Annotated in this window: 27 protein-coding genes and 2 tRNA genes; 19 read left to right on the forward strand and 10 right to left on the reverse strand. The window is 34.4% G+C overall.

Annotation, left to right across the window (positions count from 1 at the left end; all coding sequences use genetic code 11):
* The first annotated feature begins 432 nt into the window (after positions 1–432).
* From FA045_RS08365 to FA045_RS08380, 4 genes are all read left to right on the forward strand, one after another.
* On the forward strand, positions 433–1,014 hold the full coding sequence (locus FA045_RS08365; protein ID WP_136876452.1) for a Crp/Fnr family transcriptional regulator: 582 nt from the start codon (positions 433–435) through the stop codon (positions 1,012–1,014).
* 177 nt (positions 1,015–1,191) lie between these two features.
* Positions 1,192–1,764 (forward strand): isochorismatase family protein, encoded by a 573-nt coding sequence (locus tag FA045_RS08370; protein ID WP_225871303.1) that lies wholly within the window; start codon positions 1,192–1,194, stop codon positions 1,762–1,764.
* 24 nt (positions 1,765–1,788) lie between these two features.
* Complete coding sequence (locus FA045_RS08375; RefSeq protein ID WP_205943126.1) at positions 1,789–2,562, forward strand: pirin family protein; 774 nt, start codon at positions 1,789–1,791, stop codon at positions 2,560–2,562.
* Position 2,563: 1 nt separating this feature from the next.
* Positions 2,564–3,055: a cupin domain-containing protein gene (locus FA045_RS08380; RefSeq protein WP_136876456.1), complete on the forward strand. Its 492-nt coding sequence runs from the start codon at positions 2,564–2,566 to the stop codon at positions 3,053–3,055.
* Between the two features lie 319 nt (positions 3,056–3,374).
* On the opposite strand, the gene FA045_RS08385 is transcribed toward FA045_RS08380, so the two are convergent.
* The gene (locus FA045_RS08385; RefSeq protein WP_136876458.1) at positions 3,375–4,343 is read right to left on the reverse strand and encodes a GlxA family transcriptional regulator; all 969 of its coding nucleotides are present in this window, start codon (positions 4,341–4,343) and stop codon (positions 3,375–3,377) included.
* Between the two features lie 124 nt (positions 4,344–4,467).
* On the opposite strand from FA045_RS08385, the gene FA045_RS08390 reads away from it, so the two are divergent.
* The 11 genes from FA045_RS08390 to FA045_RS08440 all read left to right on the forward strand — a co-directional run bounded on the left by FA045_RS08390 (position 4,468) and on the right by FA045_RS08440 (position 15,560).
* Complete coding sequence (locus FA045_RS08390; protein WP_225871304.1) at positions 4,468–4,893, forward strand: DinB family protein; 426 nt, start codon at positions 4,468–4,470, stop codon at positions 4,891–4,893.
* A 90-nt stretch (positions 4,894–4,983) separates the two neighbouring features.
* Positions 4,984–5,448, forward strand: a complete 465-nt coding sequence (locus FA045_RS08395; protein WP_317130572.1) for a VOC family protein — start codon at positions 4,984–4,986, stop codon at positions 5,446–5,448.
* 76 nt (positions 5,449–5,524) lie between these two features.
* Positions 5,525–5,773: a hypothetical protein gene (locus FA045_RS08400; RefSeq protein WP_136876461.1), complete on the forward strand. Its 249-nt coding sequence runs from the start codon at positions 5,525–5,527 to the stop codon at positions 5,771–5,773.
* An 89-nt stretch (positions 5,774–5,862) separates the two neighbouring features.
* Positions 5,863–6,294, forward strand: coding sequence for a DUF2147 domain-containing protein (locus FA045_RS08405; protein WP_136876463.1), 432 nt, complete (start codon positions 5,863–5,865; stop codon positions 6,292–6,294).
* Positions 6,295–6,608: 314 nt separating this feature from the next.
* Positions 6,609–7,625 carry a WD40/YVTN/BNR-like repeat-containing protein gene (locus tag FA045_RS08410; protein WP_225871305.1) on the forward strand — a complete coding sequence of 339 codons (1,017 nt, stop codon included), beginning with the start codon at positions 6,609–6,611 and terminating at the stop codon, positions 7,623–7,625.
* A 63-nt stretch (positions 7,626–7,688) separates the two neighbouring features.
* The gene (locus tag FA045_RS08415; RefSeq protein WP_136876465.1) at positions 7,689–8,267 is read left to right on the forward strand and encodes a peroxiredoxin family protein; all 579 of its coding nucleotides are present in this window, start codon (positions 7,689–7,691) and stop codon (positions 8,265–8,267) included.
* Between the two features lie 145 nt (positions 8,268–8,412).
* A complete protein-coding gene (locus FA045_RS08420) occupies positions 8,413–8,997 on the forward strand; it encodes a TetR/AcrR family transcriptional regulator (protein WP_136876467.1) in 585 nt (194 codons plus the stop codon).
* A 34-nt stretch (positions 8,998–9,031) separates the two neighbouring features.
* The gene (locus FA045_RS08425; RefSeq protein WP_136876469.1) at positions 9,032–10,201 is read left to right on the forward strand and encodes an efflux RND transporter periplasmic adaptor subunit; all 1,170 of its coding nucleotides are present in this window, start codon (positions 9,032–9,034) and stop codon (positions 10,199–10,201) included.
* Between the two features lie 54 nt (positions 10,202–10,255).
* Positions 10,256–13,432 carry an efflux RND transporter permease subunit gene (locus FA045_RS08430; RefSeq protein WP_136876471.1) on the forward strand — a complete coding sequence of 1,059 codons (3,177 nt, stop codon included), beginning with the start codon at positions 10,256–10,258 and terminating at the stop codon, positions 13,430–13,432.
* 11 nt (positions 13,433–13,443) lie between these two features.
* Positions 13,444–14,847 carry an efflux transporter outer membrane subunit gene (locus FA045_RS08435; protein WP_136876473.1) on the forward strand — a complete coding sequence of 468 codons (1,404 nt, stop codon included), beginning with the start codon at positions 13,444–13,446 and terminating at the stop codon, positions 14,845–14,847.
* A 119-nt stretch (positions 14,848–14,966) separates the two neighbouring features.
* The gene (locus FA045_RS08440) at positions 14,967–15,560 is read left to right on the forward strand and encodes a 2OG-Fe(II) oxygenase (RefSeq protein ID WP_136876475.1); all 594 of its coding nucleotides are present in this window, start codon (positions 14,967–14,969) and stop codon (positions 15,558–15,560) included.
* A gap of 76 nt (positions 15,561–15,636) precedes the next feature.
* Here FA045_RS08440 and FA045_RS08445 read toward each other — a convergent pair whose 3' ends face one another.
* The 5 genes from FA045_RS08445 to FA045_RS08465 form a co-directional block, all read right to left on the reverse strand.
* Positions 15,637–16,050 (reverse strand): SRPBCC family protein, encoded by a 414-nt coding sequence (locus tag FA045_RS08445; protein WP_136876477.1) that lies wholly within the window; start codon positions 16,048–16,050, stop codon positions 15,637–15,639.
* 516 nt (positions 16,051–16,566) lie between these two features.
* Positions 16,567–18,681, reverse strand: a complete 2,115-nt coding sequence (locus tag FA045_RS08450; protein WP_136876479.1) for a glycoside hydrolase family 97 protein — start codon at positions 18,679–18,681, stop codon at positions 16,567–16,569.
* Between the two features lie 122 nt (positions 18,682–18,803).
* Positions 18,804–19,580 carry a sensor histidine kinase gene (locus tag FA045_RS08455; RefSeq protein WP_136876481.1) on the reverse strand — a complete coding sequence of 259 codons (777 nt, stop codon included), beginning with the start codon at positions 19,578–19,580 and terminating at the stop codon, positions 18,804–18,806.
* Complete coding sequence (locus FA045_RS08460) at positions 19,573–20,202, reverse strand: hypothetical protein (RefSeq protein WP_136876483.1); 630 nt, start codon at positions 20,200–20,202, stop codon at positions 19,573–19,575. The genes FA045_RS08455 and FA045_RS08460 overlap by 8 nt, the downstream gene beginning before the upstream one ends.
* Before the next feature lie 6 nt (positions 20,203–20,208).
* Positions 20,209–20,619, reverse strand: coding sequence for a hypothetical protein (locus tag FA045_RS08465; RefSeq protein ID WP_136876484.1), 411 nt, complete (start codon positions 20,617–20,619; stop codon positions 20,209–20,211).
* Positions 20,620–20,721: 102 nt separating this feature from the next.
* Between FA045_RS08465 and FA045_RS08470 the strand changes: the two genes are divergently transcribed.
* Together FA045_RS08470 and FA045_RS08475 are read left to right on the forward strand one after the other, a co-directional pair.
* Positions 20,722–21,390 carry a response regulator transcription factor gene (locus tag FA045_RS08470; protein WP_136876486.1) on the forward strand — a complete coding sequence of 223 codons (669 nt, stop codon included), beginning with the start codon at positions 20,722–20,724 and terminating at the stop codon, positions 21,388–21,390.
* A gap of 153 nt (positions 21,391–21,543) precedes the next feature.
* Complete coding sequence (locus tag FA045_RS08475; protein ID WP_136876488.1) at positions 21,544–22,236, forward strand: hypothetical protein; 693 nt, start codon at positions 21,544–21,546, stop codon at positions 22,234–22,236.
* 65 nt (positions 22,237–22,301) lie between these two features.
* Here the strand turns inward: FA045_RS08475 and FA045_RS19135 are convergent, their stop codons facing one another.
* Positions 22,302–22,430, reverse strand: a complete 129-nt coding sequence (locus FA045_RS19135; RefSeq protein WP_262709609.1) for a hypothetical protein — start codon at positions 22,428–22,430, stop codon at positions 22,302–22,304.
* Positions 22,431–22,541: 111 nt separating this feature from the next.
* Between FA045_RS19135 and rhuM the strand changes: the two genes are divergently transcribed.
* Entirely contained in the window at positions 22,542–23,537 is a 996-nt protein-coding gene (gene rhuM / locus FA045_RS08480) for a RhuM family protein (RefSeq protein WP_136876490.1), read from the forward strand.
* Positions 23,538–23,582: 45 nt separating this feature from the next.
* Here rhuM and FA045_RS08485 read toward each other — a convergent pair.
* From FA045_RS08485 to FA045_RS08495, 3 genes are all read right to left on the reverse strand, one after another.
* Positions 23,583–23,667 (reverse strand) — tRNA-Leu (locus tag FA045_RS08485).
* A 54-nt stretch (positions 23,668–23,721) separates the two neighbouring features.
* Positions 23,722–23,794, reverse strand: a tRNA-Gly gene (locus FA045_RS08490).
* Between the two features lie 129 nt (positions 23,795–23,923).
* Positions 23,924–24,448: a regulatory protein RecX gene (locus FA045_RS08495; RefSeq protein ID WP_225871306.1), complete on the reverse strand. Its 525-nt coding sequence runs from the start codon at positions 24,446–24,448 to the stop codon at positions 23,924–23,926.
* Between the two features lie 22 nt (positions 24,449–24,470).
* Between FA045_RS08495 and FA045_RS08500 the strand changes: the two genes are divergently transcribed.
* Positions 24,471–26,924: a bifunctional UDP-N-acetylmuramoyl-tripeptide:D-alanyl-D-alanine ligase/alanine racemase gene (locus tag FA045_RS08500; RefSeq protein WP_136876492.1), complete on the forward strand. Its 2,454-nt coding sequence runs from the start codon at positions 24,471–24,473 to the stop codon at positions 26,922–26,924.
* Positions 26,925–26,950: the final 26 nt, after the last annotated feature.

Below are 26,950 nucleotides of genomic sequence, written 5' to 3' on the forward strand. Positions count from 1 at the left end.
ATTGTATATACAAATATATATACAATTAACTGTATATTCTAATTATTTCTAAGTATTTTAAAGTATTCCTAAAAGTGATTTAATTATCTTTAATAGCTGATTTTGAGCCTATTATTTATCATTTTAAATGCATTGTTATGTATATTTATGTACTCTCCTCTTGGGTACAGTTCTAAGTATTCCTGCTTAGGGCATAAACCGGACTTTGAACATAAAAAAGTCCGGTTTTTTATGTTCAAATCGACCTTTAGTGCTATCTCAGCCTTGTTCAAAGTATTCCTGCTAAAGGCTTTTACAATTAAGGGGGAATAGAAGATTAACTTTGAACTCAGGTTAAAAGTTTTATATTTCAATAGAGTTAACTGAAATAACGTGCTCATCTCAATTATTAGATGAGCACTTTATTTTTTAGTTTTATAGAAATTAATGAACATGTTTGAAACCCTATTAACCTACATAAAACGCCATAGCGAATCGTCACTTTCGGATGAAGATATAATGCTTATCAAAAAATCATTCTTGTTTAAAAGCTTAAAGAAAAAAGAACTTTTTTTGGAACAGGGCAAAGTCTGCCAATACACAGGGTTTATCATAAAGGGGGCAACTCGACAGTTCAGCATCGATGCAAGCGGTATAGAACATGTTATCCAGCTTTCTATCGAGAACTGGTGGTCTGTAGATCGGGAAAGCTTTCTGATGAAAGCCCCCTCGGTTTATAATATAGAAGCCTGGGAGGATACCGATTTATTGGTTTTAAGTTTAGAAAACCTCGAACGTATCCATTCAATCCCGGCCATTAAGGAAATGTTCTGGCAAATGAACCAGAGCAATTTCATCGCCTCACAAAAAAGATTGAATTATTCCATTTCATTGCCAGCATTGGAAAGGTATGAAGAATTTCTAAAACACTATCCTGAGTTTGTACAACGTTTCCCCCAGCATACCATCGCATCTTATCTCGGCATTAGTAAAGAAACGCTGAGCCGTGTCAGAAATAAATATGTACATAAGTAATTGAGTACTGTAATAGGTGCCTATAGCATAATAACGGTAAGTACGATATTGACAAATGTCATCGTTCCAACCTGTTCGGTTAGTGTAATTTTGTTTCATCAAATCAGTTAAAGGGATTTTTAAACAACAATTAACACTTAATAAAAAATGAAACAATTTAAAAGCGACGATACCATCATGTTATTGGTGGATCATCAAACAGGAACCTTAAACTTTGCTGCTAACAGACCTCACGAAATGATCATCAGCAGAACCAGGGCGTTGGCTCGTTTAGCTAAAGCACTTAATATCCCGGTAGTGTTAACCAGCAGCCAGGAAGACCAGGCACAAGGACCATTATTGGAAGATTTAAAGAGTCTTCTTCCCGAAGAATTTGAGGCTAGGGTAAAAAGAGCGGGTATTACCAATGCATGGGATGATGAAAATTACAAGTCGGCAGTGTTGAAAGCGGCTAATGGTAAGAAAAATATCATCATGGCAGGCTTAACCAATGATGTTTGTATCGTCTGGCCTTCGATATCAATGGTGGCCGATGGTTTTGATGTGCAGGTAGTTATCGATGCCGGAGGATCTCCATCGCAAATTGCTGATGATATCGCGCAACAAACCTGGGAAGGACAGGGCGTCAGAACAACAACCATTAACCAATTGATTTCTGAGTTGGTACACAACTGGGCTACAGAGGAAGGTCAGCGTGTTTTTCCAATTCTTTTTGAAGAGGTAATGTCCAAAGTTGGTCAGTTTTCATAATTAATAACACAACAAAGTCCGACGATGGATATCCATTGCCGGATTTTTTTAAAAGACAATATCGTGTTGAAAAAAATAAACAGTGATAGATTTTTGGGCCGTGGGCCAATAAAAATCTTATACCCAGGTATAGGTATATCAGATAACGATACTGGAATCGGAAGTATCGGCAGAATCGATCATCCCGAAATACACGGCAACACCGTAATTTCGATGCACCCGCACATCAATGATGAGATACTTTCCTATTTCCGTACAGGTAAAGCCGAACATAGCGATTCGGAAGGTTTTGTTAAAATAATCGGCAAAAAAACATTGATGTTGATGAAGGCTGGAAGCTCGTTTTTCCATGAGGAAAAGATTATTGGTGAAGGCGAGCCTCTGGAAGGGTTACAAATTTTCATCCGCCCAGGAAAAAAAGATCTTAAACCTGAGGTAGTATTTTTAGATTTGGAGAACCTGCACAGCGAAAATAGCTGGCGTTTGTTCGGGTCTCCTAATGCTGAAACTACCTTTCAGTTTGGTAGCCAGACCTGGCTTTATGATATGAAGTTGTTGAAGGGAAATGAGGCCCAGCTTCCGCAGTTGCCAAAAGAAAAGCTTACCGTATTATTATATGTTTTTCAAGGGTCGGTAATGGTTAATGGGGAGATTGACTTGAGCAAAAAAGATAGCCTGCTTATCCAAGACGAACCTATTGGCATAACAGCGTCGGAAGATGCCGAATTGGTACTTTTTGTAACCGATGAAAACGGAGAGATTTATAAAGGTGGCATGTACAGCGGAAATCAAATGTAAAATGGATTCAAGTGTAAAGATTATTAGCCCTGAAACCGGTAGCAGATTGGGCGTTGCCGGAGGAAATTACAGGATCATAATTTCCGGAGAGCAAACCAATGGGAATTATGCAGTTATCGAGATGGTTGTTCCACCGGGTGGTGGGCCGCCACCTCATGCCCATCCCGATACCCAGGAAATGTTTCATGTTTTGGAGGGAGAAATAGAATTTAAAACTGAAACCGGTAAGCATACTGTTACCGAAAATGGCTTTGTGAATATTCCTCTCGGTGGAGCAGTGCATTGTTTCAAAAATAACTCAACAGCAAATGTCAGGTTGCTTTGTACGGTTATACCCGCCGGTCTGGAAAAACTTTTCGAAGAGATTGGTACACCTGTTCTTTCGGGAGAGATGCTGCCGTCGCCAGAACTAACACCTGAAAGAAAGGCATTCTTAAAAGAAATTGATATTAAATACAATCAGAAAACGTATCCTCCAGACTTTCTCGGCTAAGGAGCAACATCGAATAAGCACTTGGACACAAACTAAAAACAATCATTTTATCTAACGTTCAATTTTTTCAATAAAAAAGCAAAACTATTCTCTTTAATACTTGCCAACTTTTTTGTTCTAACATAATCTGGTCAAGGTATCCTTGATGAAAAAATGAAAAATTTTCATGCTCTTTTTATATGAATCCTTTTCGTTCCAAATCCTCAATTATGGGTTCAATAAGCAATAAAAAGCGATTCAAATGTTCAAAGTATTCCTGCTGATCGGTACAAAACTTCTTGATAATTAATTTGGGTGAGGTTATAAGTCTCTTAGTCAATCACCTTACCTGAAATTTATCTCTATACTGAGTTGGTGTCATCCCAACGTTTTTCTTAAAAATTTTCCTAAAAGCCTTGGGATCATTGTAGCCAGAATTATAAATTACCTCTGTCATTTGTTTATTGGTGTTTTCCAAAAGCTTTTTGGCTGCTTCTACCCGAGTTTGCTGTAGGTATTCGATAGGTGTTATGCCAGTAATCAGTTTAAATCGTCTAACAATATTTCTTCTACTTGCGGGTATATCTTTAATCAATTCTTCAATGGTGGCTGCATCATGATAATTGGCTTCTATTTTATCTTGTGCAATGGCTACCAAATCATCTGTATGGTTTCTAGAAGGTTGAAAGGTGCTAAAATATGATTGCTTATCTCGATCCATGTCTATGGCAAAAATTTTGGCTATTTTAATTGCCATTTCTTTGCCGCAAAATTCTTGTATTAAATGTAATAACAAATGAAATGATGAAGTTGCACCTCCGCTTGTATATAATCTACCATCTTGTGTTACAGTTTTATCAACCCTAAGTTTTACTTGCGGAAAAGCATTTGCAAATCCATTACCGGCATCAACATGGGTGGTAGCGATTTTTCCATTTAACAAACCGCTTGCACCAAGTAAAAAAGCACCTGTACAAAATGTGGCAATGCCAGCTCCTTGCTGATATTGTTTAATAATATTTGGTATACATGCCGCATTCTCTTTTACAGTTTGCTGCATATTATCAGTAGTAAAAGCTGGTATTAGCACTAAGTCCATTTGCTCGGCTTTATTAATCGATTGTATTTGATATCCAAAAGCTTCACTTTGTTGCAGTACAAAATCTTCATTCGCCATTAAACTAATTGAAAAAGGTTCTGGTAATTTTGTTGTTCTGTAAGTTTTATTTACCGTTTCAAAAACATCTAAAATTGCAGCTACGCTTAGTAGTTTATAATTTTTGCTCAATAAAATGGCTATTTTTCTCATGCGTTAAATTTTTGTTAGTATAAATATATTAAAGTTTGTCTTAAATGCCCCTAAGTATTGACTTTAATGATAGTTATTATCATCAAATAGTTGATGTACATTAGCATAACCAAAAATTAAGCACATGGAAATTAAACCAATTAGCAACCGAATGTATGGATTGATCATACTTTTTGATATGCATACCCAATATTTTAAAAATGCCATTAACGGAATTAGTGATGATGACGCACATGAGCGATTAAATACAAATGCAAATCACGTTGCTTGGTTAGCAGGGAGTTTAGTTCAAGAAAGATATGAACTGGCTAATATTTTCGGATTGGAATTAAAGTCTGCGGCTGATGAATTGTTTAATGAACATAAGGGTATTCAGGATTTAGATAGATATCCAGCATTGGCTGAATATGAAAATGATTGGGAAAAAATTACACCACTTTTAAGGGAAAGGTTATTGAACGCCACAGATGTAGAGTTAGATAAAATTTTAACTTATCCAGAAATGAGCTTTTCAGTTTTTGAGATGACTTCTTTTGATATTTATCTTTAAGCAAACTGCATCGGTCAAATTGCTTTGTGGAGAAGATTATTGGGTTATGAACCCATGAAGTATATGTAAAATCAAATCAAATATAAAATTATGTTAGTTAATCCGTATTTAAACTTTAATGGTAATACCGAAGAAGTTTTCAATTTTTACAAATCAGTTTTTGGTGGCGAGTTTGCAGCCATAATGCGCTATAAAGACTTGCCAGCTGGCGAAAATTTAGAAGATGGCTGTGCAGAAGGAGTTAAAAACGAAGATGGAGATAAAATTATGCACATCGCTTTAAATATTGGCTCAACAATATTAATGGGTACTGATGTGCCGGCAAATATGGAAGCTGTGAAATTCGGTACAAATTTATCGCTTTGCATTAGCACTGATAATAGAGCAGCTGCTGATGAATTTTTTGCAGGTTTAAGCAAGGACGGTACAGTAGAAATGCCCATGCAAGATACTTTTTGGGGCGATTATTATGGCATGTTAACCGATAAGTATGCCACACAGTGGATGATTAGTTTTAACGCAGCATTTCAAGGCAAAAACGAACCATCAAAATAGCGATTAATATTGTAACAATTTTGTCTATCAGCTATTTAAATGCTATATTGCTGATAGACATTCAAAAATTAATGCCATGGTTGAAGTTTTTAAAACTAATGTTTCTACTGCTGAAGATGCAAAAGGGATAATTGATATCATAGAAAAAAACTTTAATTTTTATCAAGTAAACTTCGATCTCGATGATTGTGATCGCATCTTAAGAGTTAAATCTATAACTGGAGATATAGCAGCTGATCAAATAATTTATTTATTGAAGCAAAAGGGCTTTAAATCAACTGTTTTGCTTGATGATTTTGCTCCTGAAGTTGATCAAATTCTTTAAAATACTAATGTCATTTTATTTATTTGGCTTAAATGAGATTTCATTATTAAAAGCCTTTTACTACCTTTAAATACATTAAACCTATTTGTATGTTAAAGAAACTTGTTATCTTATTTCTATTTATCGCCTCAACACAATTGGTATTTGCCCAAGCTAAAGATGATATTTTAGGGAAATGGCTCAACTCATCTGGCGAAGGTCAACTAGAAATTTTTAAAAAAGGCGATAAATATTTTGGAAAGTTAGTTTGGATAAAAGAGCCAAATGAAAATGGTAAACCAAAAGTAGATGTCAAAAATCCGAATGCAAATTTACGAGCAAAGCCTATTTTAGGTTTAGAGATTGTTAAAGATTTTGTATACGAAGACAAAGAATATATAGATGGAAAAGTTTACGATCCAAAAACGGGCAAAACTTATAGTGGTAAAATGACTTTAGAAGGAGCTAATAAGCTTAATATGAGAGGTTTTATCGGAATTTCTTTAATTGGAAGAACAGAGGCTTGGAAACGAGTTAAATAGCAATAATTATATTCTCAATCAGCTTGAGGGTTAATTGATTTGGTATAGATCAATACAATTGACATTAATTTCAGCTCGCTTTTTCATCCAGATCCGCCGCGGCTGAGAAGTGTCTCTTTAAATGAATTTGAAAATGAAATTCCTTCCTGAATTTCGGGACAAGCTGTGACTCGGATCCGATAGCTATCGGATGACAAAATTACGCTTATTAATGCGCTAGTTTCAAATACTAATTAAATAACTTAAACACCAAATTGTATTAGATCATATCACCTCAAAATTCAAATCCTCTCTTCCCAAAATCATCAATTAACATGAAAAAAAGTCTCTTATCACTTTTCTTAATCTTGCCTTTTATCAGCTTTGCGCAAAACTTTACGCTTAAGCAATTGGCTACAGGCAAAAATACAAGTATGCGTGGTTTGTCTGTTTTGTCTGACTCTGTTGCGTGGGTAAGTGGTAGCAATGGCCATGTAGGTAAAACATTAGATGGCGGTAAAACTTGGGAGTGGATGCAGCCAAAAGGCTATGAAAAATTAGATTTTAGAGATATTGAAGCTTTTGACAAATTAAAAGCAATTGTTGTAAATGCTGGTTCACCAGCGTTTATTTTAAAAACCGTAGATGGTGGTAAAAGCTGGAGCGAGGTTTATAAAAACACAGACTCAGCCATATTTTTAGATGGCATGGCATTTTGGGATAATCAACAAGGAATAATTTTTGGAGATCCGATTAAAAATAAAATGCAACTTTTAAAAACTACAGATGGCGGTATAAGCTGGCAAGATATTTCTGAAAACCTAAAAAAACAATTAAAATTAGGAGAAGCAGGTTTTGCAGCTAGCGGAACAACAATTAGAACAGCCGATGGAGGCAAAGTTTGGGTTGCCACGGGTGGTGCTATATCAAATATTTACTATTCTGCTAATTATGGGTATACTTGGAAAGTTTATTCATGCCCCATTATACAAGGCGAAAGTAGCACAGGGCCGTTTTCCATCACATTTTTTAATGCAAAAATAGGGATCGCCGTTGGCGGAAATTATTTAAAAGATAAAGAAAACACAAATAACGTGCTATTAACTAAAAATGGGGGTAAAAGTTGGTTTAAGCCAGAAAAACCCGTTTTAGGATATCGCTCTGCGGTAGAATATTTTAACAATCAAATTTGCTTTGCAACAGGCTCTTCGGGTACAGATTATTCTTTAGATGGAGGAAATACTTGGACAAACATTTCGACACAAAACTTTAACGCGTTACAAAAAGCAAAAACAGGAAATTTGGTTTTATTAACTGGTAATAAAGGCAATATTTATCAATTACTCTGGTAAATAATTTTTTGTAAGGATAGCGCAACTGTTACGACTAAAAGCTAAACTTAAATTTATATTCAGATGAAAAAATTATTGTTATCATGCTTTGCTTTATTAATTTCAACTCAGCTTTTTGCTCAAGAACCGCTAAAAATTGGTGCTAAAGCACCTTTGTTTAGTTTAAAAGATAATGCAGGTAAACAAGTAGATCTTAAAAAGATATTAAAAGAGAACAAGTCTGTAGTGTTATTTTTTTACCGCGGCCAGTGGTGCCCACATTGTAATAAACATATAAAAAATTTGCAAGATAGTTTACAACTATTAGCTGCAAAAGGCGCTTATGTAATAGGTATATCACCAGAAACTGCAGCAGGTATTGATAAAACTATAAAAAAGACTAAAGCATCGTTTAGCATCATTAGCGATAAAGATTATAACGTAATGAAAGCCTATAAAGTAAATTACGTAATGGAACCTGGTTTAGCAGAGCGATATAAAAAGGGTGGTTTAGATGTTGCATTAGCTAACGGACAAACCGATTATGTTTTACCTGTACCAGCAACTTATATCATTGATCAATCTGGGAAAATCAAATACGTATTTTTTGATAAAGATTATAAAAAGCGGCCTTCGGTTAAAAATTTGGCAGCTAATTTATAACATTGTAAACCCTGAACTCAGCATTCGGGGTTTTTTGTTATATCAACATTTTGTCATAAATCAGCTACATTTCTGATATAAACTTTAAATGGTGAAACATATAATTACTTTTGTTGTTTGACAAAAATGTTAAACATAATTGTAAATGGCGCAGCGAGATACAGGTACAGAGCAATTAATTAAGGACACCGCAAAGCGGATTTTTTTTTCTGAAGGCAAACTGCATGCAACCACCCAAGATATTGCAGATGCAGCAGGTGTAAACCGAACTTTATTGAATTATTATTTCAGATCTAGAGATATATTATTTGAACAGGTAGCCATAGAAGCAAGAGAAGAAATGTCTGCGGTATTAGACCATGTTTTTACTGCGCAATTAGCTTTCAAAGAAAAACTTCAGCAGCTGATTAATGTTTTTATGGATCAAGCCATGAAATTTCCTTACCGGGAAGTATACATCGTTACCGAATTAAATAGAACAGATAAGGCTGTACCAGAAGAAAAGAAAGTTAGAATTAAAGCTTTTTTAAAAGAAATTAGTGAAGAAATGGATGCAGGTAAAATAAAAAAGATGGATCCACGCCAGTTTTTGATGAACTTATTTTCTTTAATGGCTTATCCGTTAATTACCAACTGTTTAAATAAATCTATCTATAACATCAACGATAATGAATATTTGAAACTGATGAAGGACAGAAAAAAGTTAATTTTTGAAATGATCTATCAATAAAAGCATGAAACACACAAATAATCCCAACATAAATATGAAAACAACAATTCGGTTAGCACTCTTCACATCTTTAGCACTTTTTTTGGCTTCTTGTGGTGGTAAAGATGAAAAGGCTGCACAAGCCGCTGCAGCAGCAGCTGGGCCACAGCAATACCCTGTTTTTGCAGTAATCCCTCAATCAACCACTTTAGATTCTGATTATCCAGCTACTATAGAAGGCATAGAAAATGTAGATATTAGACCTAGAGTTGATGGCTTTATTGAGCGAATTTTTGTTGATGAAGGAGCGGTTGTAAAAAAAGGTCAACTGTTGTTTACCATTAATGCACCACAATATGAGCAGCAAGTAAGAACTGCTAATGCGGCAATAAGTAGTGCAGAAGCCGATGTAAATGCTGCTCAATTACAAGTTAACAAAACAAAACCATTGGTTGATAAAGATATTATCAGTAAATATGAGTTAGAGGCTGCACAATTAACGCTACAAAGTAGAAAAGCTGCATTGGCGCAGGCTAAAGCGGCATTGGTTAATGCAAGGGTTAATTTAGGTTATACACGTATAACTAGTCCGGTTAATGGTTTGGTAGGTAGTTTGCCATTTAAAGCTGGTAGTTTGGTTAGTGGTACAAATGCCGAGCCGTTAACAACCATATCTAACACTGCAAAAGTTTTTGCTTATTTCTCTTTAAACGAAAAACAATTATTAGATTTTTCTAACACCTATAAAGGCAAAACCTTAGCAGAGCAGATGAAAAATATCCCTCCTGTAACTTTGGTTTTAGCCGATGGAAGCATTTACGCACAGGATGGAAAAATCGAATCAATCAATGGACAAATAAATACAGGTACAGGTTCTGCAAGTTTGAGAGCTACTTTTCCAAATGCTAAATCTATTTTAAAAAATGGAGCTAGTGCAACGGTTCGTATTCCTCAAAATGTAAGTGATGTTATTCTAATTCCTCAAAAATCAACAACTGATTTACAAGGAAAGAAATTTGTGTATGTTTTGGGCGATTCTGCTAAAGTGATGAGTACACCAGTAGAGGTAATGCAGGTTACTAAAGGTAAGTTTTTCGTAGTAACAAAAGGCTTAAAACCTGGTGATAAAGTGGTTTTAGAAGGATTTCAATCTTTAAAGGATAACACTAAAATTAAACCACAAGAATTAAATACGGATTCGGTTTACGCAGAAGTTAAAAAATAGGTAGACCATCAATCAAATCTCGATAGCTCGGGACATACATCGTAAATTCAAATTATGTTTAAAAAATTTATAGATAGGCCAGTTTTATCAACTGTAATATCAATTATCATCGTAATACTGGGTATACTGGGTTTGGTAACTTTACCTGTATCTCAATATCCAGAAATTGCTCCACCAACCGTTCAGGTTTCTGCATCGTACCAAGGTGCAAATGCCGATGTGGTAATGAATAGTGTGGTTATCCCATTAGAAGAACAAATTAATGGTGTAGAGGACATGACCTACATGACTTCTAGCGCAAGTAATGATGGTTCTGCAACCATAACAGTAAACTTTAAATTAGGTACCAATGCCGATTTAGCTGCCGTAAACGTACAAAATAGGGTAGCAAGAGCAAGTAGTTTATTACCTGCAGAGGTTACACGTTCTGGTGTGGTTACTGCAAAAAGACAAGCCAGTAATGTGTTAATTTTCGTAATTCATAGCGACAATGCCGAATACGATCAGAAGTTTTTGCAAAACTATGCCAATATCAATATCATCCCTCAAATAAAAAGGATTACAGGTGTTGGAGATGCAAGTTCATTCGGGCAAATGGATTACAGTATGCGACTTTGGCTTAAGCCAGATGTGATGGCAACTTATGGTTTAATCCCGAATGATGTAAATTTAGCTTTAGCAGAACAAAATGTGGAAGCTGCCCCGGGTCAATTTGGCGAGCAAGGAGATCAATCTTTTCAGTACACCATTAAATATACTGGCAGACTTAAAACAGAACAAGAATTTAGTAATATCATTATTAAAGCAGATGCAAACGGACAAGTTTTGCGTTTAAAAGATATTGCTCGTATAGAGTTGGGTGCCTTAAGTTATGCAAGTACCTCTAAATATAATGGTAATTCTTCTATAGGTATTGCCATAAACCAAACTGCAGGCTCAAATGCAAAAGAAGTAATCGAAACATCTTTAAAAACTTTAGAAGAAGCTTCAAAATCATTTCCTAAAGGCATACATTACACTTCTTTGGTTAACGTAAACGATTTCTTAGATGCCTCAATCGAAAAAGTAATTCATACTTTAATCGAAGCATTTATTTTGGTGTTTATTGTAGTATTTATCTTTTTGCAAGATTTCCGTTCTACTTTAATCCCAGCTATTTCTGTTCCGGTTGCTATTATTGGTACTTTTTTCTTTTTGAGTTTGTTTGGTTTTACCATCAACTTGTTAACCTTATTCGCATTGGTTTTGGCCATTGGTATTGTGGTAGATGATGCAATTGTAGTCGTAGAGGCCGTTCACGCTAAATTAGATAGTGGTTACACTTCTGCCAAAAAAGCTACTGTAGATGCAATGGAAGATATTACTGGAGCAATTATATCAATTACATTGGTAATGGCTGCGGTATTTATACCTGTTAGTTTTATCGAAGGTTCATCTGGTGTATTTTATAAGCAATTTGGTTTAACATTAGCTATCGCGATTATTTTATCAGCTGTGAATGCGTTAACGTTAAGTCCGGCATTGTGTGCTTTATTGTTAAAGCCGCACAAAAATGACCACGACAAGCCTAAAAACTTTATGCAGCGTTTTTATGTAGGTTTTAACACCTCGTTTGAGTTAATGACCAATCGCTATAAAAAATCGGTTGCGTTTTTGTCTCGCAAAAAATGGATTCCTATTGTAGGTATTTTAGCTTTTGTGGGCATTTTAGTTTGGACAATGAATACCACACCAAAAGGTTTTGTGCCAAATGAAGATTTGGGCGTAATCATGTCTGATATCTCTTTACCTGCTGGTACTTCGCAAGAAGAAACTAATGTAATTATCACTCAAATCGATAAAATTGTTCGTGACATTCCGGAGGTAAAAAGTGCTTTAAGAATTGTTGGTAGAAGTATGATTAGTGGTTCTGGTAGTTCTTATGGGATGGTAATTACTCGTTTAAAACCTTGGGATGAAAGAAAAAGAGATGTAAAAGCAATTATTGGTGAATTATTTGCTAAAACTGCTGGAATTAAAGGAGCAAAAATTATTTTCTTTGCCCCACCAACTATACAAGGTTTTGGTACAAGTGGTGGTTTCGAGTTTCAACTACAAGATAAAACAGGTGGCGATATCAATAAGTTTAACGATGTTGGAAATGCTTTTTTAGCTGCATTAGCAAAACGTCCAGAAATTCAATACGCATCAACTTCGTTTAATCCGAACTTTCCGCAATATCAAATTGATGTAAACGTAGCTAAAGTAAAACAAGCAGGCTTAACAGTTACTGATGTTTTAAGTGTTTTACAAGGTTATTTTGGTGGTGTTTATGCTTCAAATTTTAATCAATTTGGTAAACAATTTAGGGTAATGTATCAAGCTGATGCTTCTTATCGTGCCAACCCAGAAAACCTAAATAGCATATTCGTACGTAATAATAAAGGTGCAATGGCTCCAGTAAGCGAATTTATTAACTTAACTAAAGTTTATGGTCCACAAGCTATTTCACGTTTCAATTTATATACCTCAATAGCCGTAACTGGTGCACCTAAAGCCGGTTTTAGTTCTGGCGATGCCTTAAAAGCTGTTGAGGAAGAAGCTGCCATACATTTACCTGCCGGATATGGATATGAGTTTTCTGGCTTATCTAGAGAAGAGATGGCTGGCGGAAATCAAACGATTTTTATCTTTTTACTGTGTGTAATCTTTGTTTATTTTTTACTAGCAGCGCAATACGAAAGCTATATTTTACCATTGGCAGTGCTAATTTCTTTACCTATCGGATTAGCTGGTGTATTTATTTTCGATAAAATATTTGTGGTAGATAACAACATCTATACACAAATCACACTCATTATGCTTGTTGGTTTATTGGCTAAAAATGCAATTTTAATTGTAGAGTATGCCGTAGATAGGAGGAAAAAAGGAATGACGATAGTGAACGCTGCTATAGAAGGTGCAACGGCTCGTTTACGCCCAATTTTGATGACTTCCTTTGCATTTATTTTAGGCTTATTGCCTTTAATGTTGTCTTCTGGAGTTGGAGCAGCAGGTAATAAATCTATTGGTACTGGTGCTGTTGGAGGGATGTTGATTGGTACTATTTTCGGGATTTTTGTAATTCCGGCCTTGTTTATCATCTTCCAAACGTTGCAAGAAAAAATAAGTAACAAATCTCCATTTGATGAAGATGCTAAAATAGAATCGGAAGATGAATTAGCATTAGCAAACACAAATCGCGAAAATTAACATTTATAAAAATGAAATTGATCTATAAACATTCACTTGTAATTATCGGCTTTGCCGTATTAATTTTAAGTGCTTGCGTTACACAAAAATACGAAACACCAAAAGTTACCACAGCAGATTTATATCGTGATAACAATACAACTGATACAACAACCATTGCAAATTTACCGTGGAAAAATTTGTTTAATGATGCCAATTTGCAAACGTTAATACAGCAAGGTTTAAATGAAAATTTAGATTTAAAACAAGCTATTGAGCGAATTAGGATAGCTCAAGCTACCTTGCAACAAAGTAGAGCTGCATTTTTACCAACTTTACAAGCAGATGTTTCGGTAACTGATGCCAAACAATCTCAAGCGGCACTAAACTTTCCTCCTGGGGTAAACATTAATTTAGAAACGCAAACCTACCGAGCTCAATTAAGCACAAGTTGGGAAGCTGATATTTGGGGAAAATTAAGTAGCGCCAAAAGAGCATCTTATGCCAACTTATTACAAACAGATGCTGCAAAAAGAGCTGTGCAAACCCAATTAATAGCCAATATTGCCAATGCTTATTACAATTTAATTGCCTTAGATAAACAGCTAAAGATTACATTAGAAACTGTAAAAAGTAGAACTAATAACGTAGAAACGATGAAAGCACTAAAAGAAGGTGCTTTGGTTAATGGAGCTGCAGTTGTGCAAAGTGAAGCTAATTTATATGCAGCAGAAGTAACTATACCCGATTTGAAAAGGAGTATCAGAGAAACTGAAAACGCTTTAAATGTTTTGTTAGCCAGAGTACCTGGTACAATTTTACGCTCAGATTTAGATAGTCAAACACCTTACAGTGATTTACAGACAGGTGTTTCGGCTCAATTATTAAAAAATAGGCCAGATGTACAAGCTGCTGAACTTAGTTTTAGAGCTGCTTTTGAAAATACCAATGTTGCCAAAACGTTTTTCTATCCATCATTAACATTAACAGCAAGTGGTGGCTTATCTACATTACAATTGGCAGATTTTTTTAACAATTCTGTTTTTTACAACTTAATTGGCGGTATTACGCAACCAATTTTTGCCCGTGGACAAAACAAAGCCCGTTTAACAACGGCACAAGCTCAACAGCAACAAGCTTTTTATACTTTTCAGCAAACGCTTTTAACCAGCGGACAAGAAGTTTCTAATGCTTTGTATGCTTACCAAACTGCTACAGAAAAAGAAACAACTAGAGCTAAACAAATTGCTTCATTAACTAAGGCAGTAGATTTTACGCAAGAATTATTGCGCTACAGCTCAGCAACCAATTATACCGATGTGTTAACTTCTGAGCAAAGTTTATTAGCTGCACAATTAAGTGGTGTGAGTGATAGGTTACAGAAACTACAAGCTGTGGTTAATTTATACCGGGCTTTAGGTGGCGGCTGGAAATAATTCAATCTTTTAATTGATTAATTAGGTTCGTAGCAATACGAACCTTTTTTGTTTTTCGCTGTTTCTGGTTTATTTTAACCTACCTTACCAATCGGCGGACGCCGGTTAAATTTACTTTATTGGAAAAGATATTTAATGCCATTATTGATAGTTTTATTGTAAATAAAGTAGGAATAGCAGATAATTTTTTAACTGAAAATTTAGCTCAAAGCTTAAAACAAAATTTGGTAAAGTTATTTCAAACTAATTTAATGTTGGCCGCAGGCACGGGCAACCACACAATTGTTAATCACGATAAATTAATAAGGAGCGATATTATTTATTGGCTAGATAGAAGTCATAATGACCAGCATGAAAACGCGTTTTTTGATTTAATGGATGCATTTGTTTTGCACCTCAATGCAACTTGCTATACTGGCATTACCAACTACGAATTTCATTACACGCTTTACGAAAAGGGAAGTTTCTACAAAAAACACATCGATCAATTTCAAGCAAATGGCAGTAGAGCTTATTCTATGGTGATGTATTTAAATCAAAACTGGAAGCAAATTGACGGTGGCGAACTGCGAATTCATCATCTAGATAGCCAACAAAATATATCTCCACTAAACGGTAAATCTATCTTTTTTAAAAGTAACGAATTAGCTCATGAAGTTTTAATAACCAACGAACCACGAATGAGCATTACAGGTTGGTTAAAAACCAATTGATAGGTGGATAATTGGTTTTTAGCCAACCAAAGGTGGATTTATCATCCTGAGCGTAGTCGAAGGATCCGTTAATTGATTAACGCTCCGCATGTGCCTTAAAATTATTCAAAATTGCTTGCCATCCATCTCTTTGCATTTCTAGTGGGTTTTCATTTTCTGGATCAAAAGTTTCTACAATATGCGTTTTGCCCTCTTGTTCGCTAAAACTTATTTTAGCTTTTCTACCATCACCCATTTCATAAGCAATCAGTTTATTTTCAATAACATCAGTGTAAATTCCCCAGAAATCGAAACTTACGCTACCATCTTTAGCAGCCATTGTGGTGCTAAATTTACCGCTCACGCGTAAATCATTTGCGGCTTGCGGGGCATGCCAAGTATCAGCTGCAAAAGCCCAATTTTTTATATGTTCTGGTTCAGTCCAATATTTCCAAACTTTAGTTATGGGAGCATTAATCGAAACTTCAATCGTAATTGCGTTGTTTTCCATTCGTATATTTTATAACTAAAGGTAGCATTAGCATTAGAGAATAAAAAGGCCAAACAAGACAACTTTTGGGTGTTTACAGAAATGATGATTAATTTGAAGCGCAAATTACTGCAAAATAATAAAGCAAGTCCCGCCAATGCTTCAATTTCCGATGAAGAATAGGAAGATTTACGCGTATGTCGGGGCTAAAACGCAAGGTCTTATGCAATTTTGAGGGGTTTTATAGCACAAGCCCTAAATTATAAACCTGATAGCGCCAAATAGCTTTTTTTGCCATCGGCAAAAAAACTATGGGCAATAGCAGGACTGTCGCCCGAAAGCACCGAACTTTCATTTTCAATTAAATCAACTCTTTATTATTATGAGCTACATTGATCTGGTTAAGTATAATGGTTTCGGCTGGTGAGGACACCAGCCGATAGGAAGAAAACATAGGTTTAATTTTTTTTGCTACGTTAACTATGTTCCTATGTGTTTCATTTTAAATCTGTGTTTATCCTTTTTATCTGTGGTTAATTATTTATTCTCCACAAAACTGATAGCATAACCACCACCAACTGCACAAAATTGAGCCAATTTACTTTTATTAGTTACCACAACTTTACGAATGGTATAAGCCTGCGGATTGGTTTTATAATGCGCATCTTTTGCATCGGCATAAATAGTAGCGGTATATTTTTTGCCTGCTTCTAAAAAGTCTAATTTGATGGTTGATATACGTACCGTTTCTCCATTTACGCTACCTAAAAACCATTGGCCTGTATTTTTAGCTTTACGGGCAACTGTAACATATTGTCCAGGTTCTGCTTCTATATATTTACTATCATCCCAATCTACCGCTACATCTTTAATAAATTGAAAAGCATCAGGAAACCTGTTGTAATTTTCGGGTAAATCTGCAGCCATTTGCAGCGGACTGTACATGGTTAAATACAGCGCTAACTGATTAGCCAATGTGCTATTTACATGAGAATTGTTGCTGGGATTTATTTTACTTATATCCATCTCGAAAATACCTGGGGTGTAATCCATTGGTCCGCCTTGTAAGCGTGTAAATGGTAAAATGGTTACGTGATTTGGTTTAGAACCACCAAAAGCTTGATACTCGGTTCCACGAGCAGATTCGTTGCCCAGCAAATTTGGGTAGGTACGAGCAATACCTGTTGGCCTAACTGCTTCGTGCGCATTTACCATAATTTTATATTTCGCAGCTTGCTCTAATGCATATTGGTAGTGATTGATGATCCATTGGCTGTAATGGTTTTCGCCACGAGGTAAAATATCGCCTACATAGCCACTTTTAACAGCATCGTAACCATTGGCTTTCATAAATTTATAGGCAGTATCTAAATGACGTTCGTAATTACGCACTGATGAGGAAGTTTCATGGTGCATCATCATTTTTACGCCTTTTCCTTTGGCATAATCTCTAATTTCTGTTACGTTAAAATCTGGGTAAGGCGTTACAAAATCAAAAACGTAATCTTTAGAGTTGCCATACCAATCTTCCCAACCAATGTTCCAGCCTTCAACTAATACGGCATCAAAACCATGTTGTGCGGCAAAATCGATGTATTTTTTTACGTTTGCCGTATTTGCACCATGTTTGCCATTAGGTTTTGCTTTGGTAAAATCGGTTTTACCAAGCTCTACCGATGGATAATCGTCTGTATAAGCCCAAGAACTTTTGCCAGTTATCATTTCCCACCAAACGCCAACGTATTTTGTAGGTTTAATCCACGATGTTTCTTTAATTTTATTTGGTTCGTTTAAGTTGTAAATCATTTTTGAGGCAAGAATTTCTCGAGCATCATCACTAACCATAACCGTACGCCAAGGAGTAGTGCTTGGAGCTTGCATGTAACCTTTATCGCCTTTCATATCGGGTGTTAACCACGATTGGAAGATCATATTTTGATCATCCAGGTTTAAATGCATGGCTGGATAATTGATCAAGGCAGCCTCGTGCAAGTTGATGTAAATTCCATCTGCAGATTTCATCATTAATGAAGTTTGCACTCCCGTTTGCGAAAATGGTTTTTGAGATAAATTGGCAGTAACCGCTTTAGCGTTTAACGCCCTAATTTCTGATAATTTAGAGGTAGTATAATCGTATTCTTGCGTATCATAATCGCCGGCCAGCCAATAAGCAGTATGATCACCTGCCATTGCAAACTGTGTTTTTTCTTCTTTTATAACAAAATATGTTAGGTTTTTTTGCGTTGGAAATTCATAACGAAAGCCTAATCCATCATTAAATAAACGGAAACGAATTATGATTTGTCGGTTGCTTTCTTTTTGATTTAGCGTAATTGCCAATTCGTTATAATGGTTGCGAATAGTTTTTACTTCTCCCCAAACTGGCGACCAGCTTTCATCAAAAGAAGTGGTTTTGGTATCTGCTATGGTAAAATCATTTAACAAAGACTTTTTATCATTTTTTAGTTCTAAACCAAGTTTACTGCTTTTAACAATTTGTTTGTTTTTGTAATTGAGCTGGTAGGTTGGTGCACCGTCATTTAATAAAGTAAATGTCATTGTTAAATTGCCATTGGGCGATTTTAGCTCTTGGGCAAATAGACCGCTGCAAATGAATATGGAAAGCAAGAAAGTGCTTAAAATATTTTTCATGTATATTTTGGTTAGCATAATAAATACCAAAAGTACAGAAATCGGGAACGTTTCCGAAAGAAAATTTTATTTAAGATTTTTAAGGAATTGGATGGGTAAGTTTGAAGAAAAATCAACTTTTTCTAACTAATAGGGCATACGATGTTTATTTTAAAACCATTATTGGGTTTGGTTTCAATTGTGAAAATGGCATTAATCATTTGTAGCCTACTGTAAATGTTTTGCATGCCAATCCCCTTTTTATTGTCTAAAACGACTAGGTCAAAACCATTACCGTTATCCATATAATCTATTTCGAGCTGTTGCTCATTGGGTTTAAAAACAATTGATATTTGAGAAGCGTTGGCATGTTTTAATGTATTTGCAATTAGTTGAGTAATTACTCTAAATAAAGCTAATTCGGCTTTTTCGTTCAGTAAACGTTGCTCAATAAAAGGTTGGTGGCTTACTGTTACTTCAATTTGCTTTGTATTATTAATTAAGTCAGTAAAGCCTTCAATAGTAGTGTAAAGTCCAAACATGGCTAGGCCAGGTGGCGATAAATCATGTGCGATGTTACGCACATCAACAATCATTTGGTCAATTAATGTTTTGGCTTCAGTAATAGTATTTATATTAAGCGTGTTTTGGTTTTTAGCTGCATTTAACATCAATTTAATGGCAGATAAAGTTCCGCCAATCTCATCATGCAAATCTTCTCCAATTCTTTTACGCTCTATTTCTTGAGATTCGATAACCGCACTTAATAATTCTTTTTGCTGTAAAATTTCAGTCTCTTGAAATAGTCTTTTCTGTTGCCACATCATATTTTGATTTCTGATATACATCACCAAAAAAAAGGTAACTAATAAAAAGATGAACAATACACTATAAAATATCAGCAAATAAATATTATCCATCTGTTTTGGTTAAGCTAAATCCTTTGGCCATAGCCAAATACATCACCATAGACATAATAGCATGAAATTGCCAAATCATTAGGTTTAATTCTTTGTTTTTACTTACAAAAACCATGTAGTTTGATAAGATGAAAATGATACACACTACCGGAAAATACAACAAAATACCCATGTTAAACCAACTGGTTTGTTTGTTAATCCAGTTTTCTGTAAAACCGCTTTTATAAAGATAAAGCAAGCAGAAAAAAGTGATCAAAATTGCTTCTAATGGTCTTGTATAGGTATTAAAAGTGAAAATACTTTGTATAAAAGTAAAATTGATTATACAAAGCAAGGGGAAAATAATTATGATGTATAGCAGGAATTTTCTGATTAAATGATTGGTGAAAATTGTTCGGAAGTAACTTAAAAGCAGCACGGCTTCAACAATTGTATAGAGGTGCAGCAAAGGTAAATTTGTCATCCTAAATGCTACAAGCACAATGGCGGCTAGATTAATTAATCCAGATGCCACTAAGTAGTAAAAAACAAACTTGCCGCTAGTTTGTAAATTTTTATAGTTAAAAAGACCTATAAGTATAGGAATTAAAATACTTAAAGGAACAATATAAGTTAAGAACATAATTAATTAAGGTACAAACAATGGGCTTTCTGGGTCGCAAACATCTGGGCAAGGTTTAGTAAAATCATATATGTCAGTATCGTCTTCCTCATCTCCTAAAGAATTGCTTGTATTTATGATATCATTTCCTTTTAAATTAACGGGTACAATTAGTGCGGTAACATCATTTGGTAAACTTTCATCAGCTTCTTTAATTGCAAAATATGCTCTAACACCTTGAAGTTCATTTCTAGTATTTCCATCCTTATCTGTAAATTGATATTTATCTATAATAGCTAAAATATCAGCAATAGGTATTAAAACAGCTCTTGGAATATTCTCTTCTGGCATTGCCCCAGCTAATACTTTTCTAAATCTTTCTACTCTTGCTTTTGCTTCAGGTACAGAAATAGTGGGTACGTTTAGTAGTGGTTTCATTTGCGTTAATTTTAAGTTTATTTTTATGCTAAATTAAAAAAAAATCAACATTTAAATGTTATAACGCACATTTTTTATACTTTCAATTTTTAATCCACCTAAATGAATATTAAAATTGCCATTGCAGATGATCAAAAACTTTTTAGAAAGGGGATAACTGCATTAATAAAATCTTTTGAGCACATGCAAGTTGTATTTGAAGCCGAAAATGGGCTCGAATTACTTGCTTTATGTGAAAGCTCTGCTAATAAGCCAGACATCATTTTACTTGATCTATCTATGCCAGAGATGAACGGTTTAGATGCTTTAAAATTATTAAAAGAAAAATATCCTTTAATTAGGGTAATTATATTAAGTAGCCATGAGGTAGAGAGTTTTATTTTGGCAACCATACAAGCTGGTGCAAATGGTTATTTAGCTAAAAATGCCGAACCAGAAGAAGTTGAGCAAGCCATTAGAGAAGTTTATAAAAATGATTTCTATTTCACTTTACCCATGTTAGAAATTATGCGTAAAGGCTTAGTTAAAAAAGCAAATATCATTAAATTAGATGACCAAGATAACCTTACTAATAGAGAAAAAGAAGTATTATCTTTAATTTGCAAACAGATGAACAGCAATGAAATAGCTGACAAATTATTTTTAAGCAATAGAACAGTAGAAGGGCATAGAAATAATTTATTGTTAAAAACAAAGAGTAGAAATACAGCAGGGCTTGTTTTATATGCACTTAAACATAAATTATTTGATCTGGATACGCTATCTAATTAAACACAACCAGGTATTTTTACCTAGTTGCTGAGCAAAAATACCTGATCATTACAACAAGTATAACTGCGCTCAAAAAATCTTCTTAAAATCCGTCATTTAGCAGTGCGATTTATTAAACGTTGTTTTAATAAGTTTTACTTAAAAGCTATTGATATGGATTATTCTGATAAAATTAAAGCATTACAAGAAAAAGCTGGCATAGAAACAGATGGCGTGGCATCATCAAAAACGTGGCTTCATGTGTATTATCTTTTATTTAATTCAGTTCCTTACGATTTAAATACAGAAATTTTAATTAAAAATATTCAACACAAATTAAATGTAAGACATGATGCTTATGTGTGGGATAAAACTTGGGATGCCTTATATGATCTGCTAATAGAGCAAGATGTGGAAACAGAAATCACTCCTGCTGAAGTTGAACAGAGCAATATGTTAATGCTCAATACAATGTCTAAAGAAGTTGTTCTTTTTGCTAAAGAATTAATTTATTTAGCGGCTAAAAATGGAATCTGTATTCGCTTAATGGATAAACCTAAAAAGCAAAAACAATTTAAAAATAAAAAAATTGCTAACTCAAATTTTGGTTTATCATTTTATGTTGGCGTTTTCGAAAAAAATACAAAAGGAAAATTAGTACATGTAGAAAACTCGCCATCGTACGCTAAAGTAGCAAAGTTAGGAGCATCTATTGGTCTCACTTATAACCATGAGTCAAAATATTTTAAAAGTTCGCAAAAATTCGATATTGTGCCTGCTTGGGCAGTAAGATTGAATGATACAGAAATGGTACAAGAACTAAGTAGAAGGAAAATGGAGAACATTAACCTTTTGGCCATAATTTAAGAATTTAATCAATGCCTCTCTTATAGGTTGGTGTTTCTGCCAACCTATTATTTTAAAATTTGCGTTTAGTGCTTTTTATCGCTAGTATCGGCTTTTCTGAAAAAAGTTAATGAAAAAGCAGTAATAAAAATTACCACACAAACTGAAGCTAAAATTAGTAAGGTTTGTAAGCCTTCTGGTGATTGAGGTCCCATAGTATCTGAATTTTTTTTAAAGGTAGAAAAATATTTTTTGTTTGGGCGAGGGAAATGTGAGCTCGTTTAAATTTAATGTTATTAATTACATTTACATTAAACATTTACTCAATGGAAGCAAATCAAATAATTTTTTACCAAACTAAGGATGGAGAAACTGGTATTGATGTTAAATTGGAGAATGAAACGGTTTGGTTAACGCGGAAATTAATGTCGGAATTGTTTGATAAAGATTCTGATACTATTGGTTTACATATTAAAAATATTTTAAAAGATGGCGAATTAGAAGAGCAATCAACAACCGAGCTTTTCTCGGTAGTTCAAAAAGAGGGTAAAAGAAATATAAGGAGGAAGCTGAAATTTTATAATCTTGACATGATTATTTCTGTTGGTTATAGAGTTAATTCAAAAAAAGGCACACAATTCCGTATTTGGGCAAATAAAATATTAAAAGAATATCTGATTAAAGGTTATGCCATCAATGAGAAACTTTTAAAAGAACAAGCTGAACAGCTGGCAAATTTAAAAAGTACGGTAAATCTGTTGAGTAATGTTTTAAAAAGTAAAGAGCTTAACTCTGATGAGGCTAACGGATTACTTAAAGTTGTAACAGATTATGCTTATGCATTAGATATTCTAGATAAATATGACCACCAACAATTAGAAATTGAAAGCACTACAACAAAGCAATTATTTGTTATTGGTTATATTGAAGCAATAAACGCAATAAAAGATCTTAAAAATAAATTTGGTGGCAGTTCTCTCTTCGGAAATCAAAAAGACGATTCTTTTAAAGGTTCTATAAATAATATTTACCAAACTTTTGATGGTGTAGATCTATATCCAAGTGTAGAAGAAAAGGCAGCTAATTTGTTGTATTTTGTGGTAAAAAATCATTCCTTTTCTGATGGAAATAAGCGTATTGCTGCCTATTTGTTCATTTGGTTTTTGGATAGAAATGATTTGTTGTACAGAGCAGATGGTACTAAGCGTATTGCTGATAACGCTTTAGTGGCGCTTACTTTAATGATAGCTGAAAGCAAACCCGAAGAACACGAAATGATGGTTAAGGTTATTGTAAATCTAATCAACTCAAATAATTATTAAACAAAAAAACCTTAGATTTCTCTAAGGTTTCAATTCGATTTTTTGTACTCGGAGCGGGAATCGAACCCGCACGCCTGTTGAGGGCACAGGATTTTAAGTCCTGCGTGTCTACCAGTTCCACCATCCGAGCTTAAAAGCAATAAAGCTTTTAAAATTAAATGCCTCCTGGTAGGAAGGCATTTAGAGCGAAAGACGAGATTCGAACTCGCGACCCCGACCTTGGCAAGGTCGTGCTCTACCAACTGAGCTACTTTCGCATTGTTAACATCATCCGATGTTGTTCCTTTTACATTTCGAGATTTTTAAAGTGTCTCTCTGTGTTTGGGAATGCAAATATACACAGATTTATATTTCTGTCAAGAAAAATTTAATAAATTTTTAGCTGTTTAGCTTAAGTTATTGGCTTTCAGTACATCAAAAATTAAATCTTTTTCAAATCCTTTGCTTTGGAGGTAGGTAATGAGCTTATATTTCTTTTTTAGCGGATCTTTTTCTGCTAAAACTTTTAATTTTTTTTCGGCAGTTGCCAAAATATTGGCCAAATATTTATCGCCATCAATGCTATTTAGTGCTTTTTGAATTAACCTATCTGGAACTTTTTTTAATTTCAAGCCTTGCTTAATTTTTATTTTGCCCCATTTTTTAATGTTAAACTTGCCAGATACGTAAGCCATGGCAAACCTTTCTTCGTTTAAAAAGTTGGTTACAATCAGTTCTGTAATCAAATCTTCAACTTCGTTTTGGTGCAAACCATACTCGTAAAGTTTGTTTCTAGCTTCTTGTTGCGAGCGTTCTTGGTAGGCACACCAACTTTCTGCTTTAAGCAAAGCAGTTTTTTTATCTAAAATGAGAGGCTTATCTTTATGGCTATTCATAATTAATTGCTGAAATTCGTAAAAAATTAACAGCATTTAAGCATTTATCTTTTAATTGATGATACCAGAACAGTTTACCATTGCTCATATTGCCGAAATATTAAAAGCTAAATCGTTCTTACCCACACCAAATTCGGTAATTAAAATGCTGCTTATTGATAGCAGAACCATAATAAATGCGCAAATAACTTTATTTTTTGCCATTGCAGCACAGCGTGATGGGCATATTTTTATTGCCGATGCTTATAAAAATGGAATTAGGAATTTTGTGATTGCTGATCCCACCTATGCGGAAAAATATCCCGATGCCAATTTTTTATTGGTACAAGATGTAATTAAAGCCCTACAAAATTTAGCTGCACACAAAAGAAAACTAAACGATTTAAAAGTAATTGGTATAACCGGAAGCAACGGTAAAACCATTGTTAAAGAATGGTTATATCAATTATTAGCAGCCGATTATAATATTGTTCGTAGTCCCAAAAGTTTTAATTCGCAAATAGGCGTGCCTTTAAGTGTTTGGCAAATAGAGCCAGAGCATACCTTAGGGATTTTTGAAGCTGGAATTTCAAAATCAGGAGAAATGCAACATTTAGCCGAAGTAATTAATCCTACTATTGGTATTTTAACAAATGTGAGAGAAGCCCATGCAGAAGGTTTTGCAAATGGTATTGAAAAACTTAAAGAAAAGCTACTGCTATTTAACAATGCCGAATTATTTATTTATTCGCCAGAATATGTTTCTGGAGTTAATATCGATGATTTACCAGGTAAAAATAAATTCTCTTGGAGCTTATCATCAGCGGCAGATTTAAAAATAACTTTTATAGAACCTATTGAAGGTAGAAGTTACATCAGAGCTATTTACCAAAATGAAGAAATTGAATGTTTAATTCCTTTTATTGATGATGCTGCAGTAGAAAATGGAATCATTTGTTGGGCAACTTTGTTGGCTTTGGGTTACACCGCAAAAGAGGCTGATGTTAGGTTAGAAAAGTTAACTCAAGTAAGTATGCGTTTGGAGTTAATAAACGGTGTTGATAATTGCTCAATTATAGATGATTCTTACAGTGCCGATATTTCATCTTTGGCCATTGCTTTAGATTTTCTAAACCTTCAAAATCAACATCCCAAAAAGACAATAATTTTATCAGATATTTACGAAACAGGTAAAAGTAGCGAAGTTTTATATCGAGAAATTGCAGCTTTACTTATCCAAAAAAATGTAAATCGGTTAATTGGTATCGGCTCAAATATTTCATCATTTGCAGATTTATTTGAAATGGATAAATGCTTTTTTGAGCGTACACAATCTTTTATAGAGCAGTTGCCAGCTATTCATTTTGTAAACGAAACCATTTTAATAAAAGGAGCTAGGAAGTTTGAGTTTGAAAGAATTAGTAAGCTTTTAACGCAAAAAATTCATGATACTGTGCTCGAGGTTAATTTAAACGCATTAACAAACAACTTGCAATATTATCGCTCGCAATTAGTAACCGGAGTGAAATTGATGGTAATGGTTAAAGCTTTTTCTTATGGAAGTGGAAGTTTCGAAATTGCCAATGTTTTACAACACCAAAAGGTTGATTATTTGGCTGTAGCTTATGCAGATGAAGGTATCGCCCTGCGCAAAGCTGGAATAAAAATGCCAATTATGGTGATGAGTCCAGAACCATCTGCATTTGATGCAATGATTAAACATCAATTAGAACCAGAAATTTATAATCTACAAATTCTTAAAAGTTTTCTTCATTTTTTACCAGTTGATATACAACATTACCCCATCCATTTAAAAATTGATACAGGCATGCATAGGTTAGGTTTTGAGCAAGATGATGTGAAGGAGCTGTTGCCAATTCTTAATACTGATGAACTTAAGGTGATGTCTATTTTTACACATTTAGTAGCTAGTGCAGACCAAGTACATGACGAATTTACCACTCAGCAACTACATAGTTTTGATGAAATTTATAAGCAAATAGCTGATTTTTTAACCTATAAACCAATAAAACATGCTTTAAATACATCAGGAATTAGCAGGTGGAAAAATGCTCAAATGGATATGGTGCGTTTGGGAATTGGTCTTTACGGTTTTGATAGTGCATTAACCAGTAAAAATTTACAAACTGTTGCTGTTTTAAAAACTACGGTAACACAAATTAAAGTATTAAAAGCTGGTGAAACAGTAGGGTATAGTAGAAAAGGAGTGATGCCCCAAGGAGGCACTATTGCTACAGTTAAAATTGGCTATGCAGATGGTTATAACAGGGCTTTTGGTAATGGCGTTGGTAAAATGTTAATTAATGGGAAACTGGCACCAACAATAGGCTCAATTTGCATGGACATGTGTATGTTGGATGTTACTGGTTTAAATGTTAAAACAGGAGATGAGGTTATCGTGTTTAATAACGAACAAACCATTGCAGATTTAGCGAAACAAATTAACACAATTCCCTATGAAATTTTAACTAACATTTCGCAACGTGTAAAGCGAGTTTACTTTTACGAATAAGTATTTTTGAAGCGCAATTTTACTGT

This window comes from Pedobacter cryotolerans, from assembly GCF_005116475.1.
GTDB lineage: Bacteria > Bacteroidota > Bacteroidia > Sphingobacteriales > Sphingobacteriaceae > Pedobacter > Pedobacter cryotolerans.

What these genes read in the sequence shown, in the direction of transcription:
- FA045_RS08365 (WP_136876452.1), top strand. Translation starts at nt 433, where the DNA reads ATGTTTGAAACCCTATTAACCTACATAAAACGCCATAGCGAATCGTCA.
- FA045_RS08370 (WP_225871303.1), top strand. Translation starts at nt 1,192, where the DNA reads ATGTTATTGGTGGATCATCAAACAGGAACCTTAAACTTTGCTGCTAAC.
- FA045_RS08375 (WP_205943126.1), top strand. Translation starts at nt 1,789, where the DNA reads ATGGATATCCATTGCCGGATTTTTTTAAAAGACAATATCGTGTTGAAA.
- FA045_RS08380 (WP_136876456.1), top strand. Translation starts at nt 2,564, where the DNA reads ATGGATTCAAGTGTAAAGATTATTAGCCCTGAAACCGGTAGCAGATTG.
- FA045_RS08385 (WP_136876458.1), bottom strand. Translation starts at nt 4,343, where the DNA reads ATGAGAAAAATAGCCATTTTATTGAGCAAAAATTATAAACTACTAAGC.
- FA045_RS08390 (WP_225871304.1), top strand. Translation starts at nt 4,468, where the DNA reads ATGGAAATTAAACCAATTAGCAACCGAATGTATGGATTGATCATACTT.
- FA045_RS08395 (WP_317130572.1), top strand. Translation starts at nt 4,984, where the DNA reads ATGTTAGTTAATCCGTATTTAAACTTTAATGGTAATACCGAAGAAGTT.
- FA045_RS08400 (WP_136876461.1), top strand. Translation starts at nt 5,525, where the DNA reads ATGGTTGAAGTTTTTAAAACTAATGTTTCTACTGCTGAAGATGCAAAA.
- FA045_RS08405 (WP_136876463.1), top strand. Translation starts at nt 5,863, where the DNA reads ATGTTAAAGAAACTTGTTATCTTATTTCTATTTATCGCCTCAACACAA.
- FA045_RS08410 (WP_225871305.1), top strand. Translation starts at nt 6,609, where the DNA reads ATGAAAAAAAGTCTCTTATCACTTTTCTTAATCTTGCCTTTTATCAGC.
- FA045_RS08415 (WP_136876465.1), top strand. Translation starts at nt 7,689, where the DNA reads ATGAAAAAATTATTGTTATCATGCTTTGCTTTATTAATTTCAACTCAG.
- FA045_RS08420 (WP_136876467.1), top strand. Translation starts at nt 8,413, where the DNA reads ATGGCGCAGCGAGATACAGGTACAGAGCAATTAATTAAGGACACCGCA.
- FA045_RS08425 (WP_136876469.1), top strand. Translation starts at nt 9,032, where the DNA reads ATGAAAACAACAATTCGGTTAGCACTCTTCACATCTTTAGCACTTTTT.
- FA045_RS08430 (WP_136876471.1), top strand. Translation starts at nt 10,256, where the DNA reads ATGTTTAAAAAATTTATAGATAGGCCAGTTTTATCAACTGTAATATCA.
- FA045_RS08435 (WP_136876473.1), top strand. Translation starts at nt 13,444, where the DNA reads ATGAAATTGATCTATAAACATTCACTTGTAATTATCGGCTTTGCCGTA.
- FA045_RS08445 (WP_136876477.1), bottom strand. Translation starts at nt 16,050, where the DNA reads ATGGAAAACAACGCAATTACGATTGAAGTTTCGATTAATGCTCCCATA.
- FA045_RS08450 (WP_136876479.1), bottom strand. Translation starts at nt 18,681, where the DNA reads ATGAAAAATATTTTAAGCACTTTCTTGCTTTCCATATTCATTTGCAGC.
- FA045_RS08455 (WP_136876481.1), bottom strand. Translation starts at nt 19,580, where the DNA reads ATGGATAATATTTATTTGCTGATATTTTATAGTGTATTGTTCATCTTT.
- FA045_RS08460 (WP_136876483.1), bottom strand. Translation starts at nt 20,202, where the DNA reads ATGTTCTTAACTTATATTGTTCCTTTAAGTATTTTAATTCCTATACTT.
- FA045_RS08465 (WP_136876484.1), bottom strand. Translation starts at nt 20,619, where the DNA reads ATGAAACCACTACTAAACGTACCCACTATTTCTGTACCTGAAGCAAAA.
- FA045_RS08470 (WP_136876486.1), top strand. Translation starts at nt 20,722, where the DNA reads ATGAATATTAAAATTGCCATTGCAGATGATCAAAAACTTTTTAGAAAG.
- FA045_RS08475 (WP_136876488.1), top strand. Translation starts at nt 21,544, where the DNA reads ATGGATTATTCTGATAAAATTAAAGCATTACAAGAAAAAGCTGGCATA.
- FA045_RS19135 (WP_262709609.1), bottom strand. Translation starts at nt 22,430, where the DNA reads ATGGGACCTCAATCACCAGAAGGCTTACAAACCTTACTAATTTTAGCT.
- rhuM (WP_136876490.1), top strand. Translation starts at nt 22,542, where the DNA reads ATGGAAGCAAATCAAATAATTTTTTACCAAACTAAGGATGGAGAAACT.
- FA045_RS08495 (WP_225871306.1), bottom strand. Translation starts at nt 24,448, where the DNA reads ATGCTGTTAATTTTTTACGAATTTCAGCAATTAATTATGAATAGCCAT.
- FA045_RS08500 (WP_136876492.1), top strand. Translation starts at nt 24,471, where the DNA reads ATGATACCAGAACAGTTTACCATTGCTCATATTGCCGAAATATTAAAA.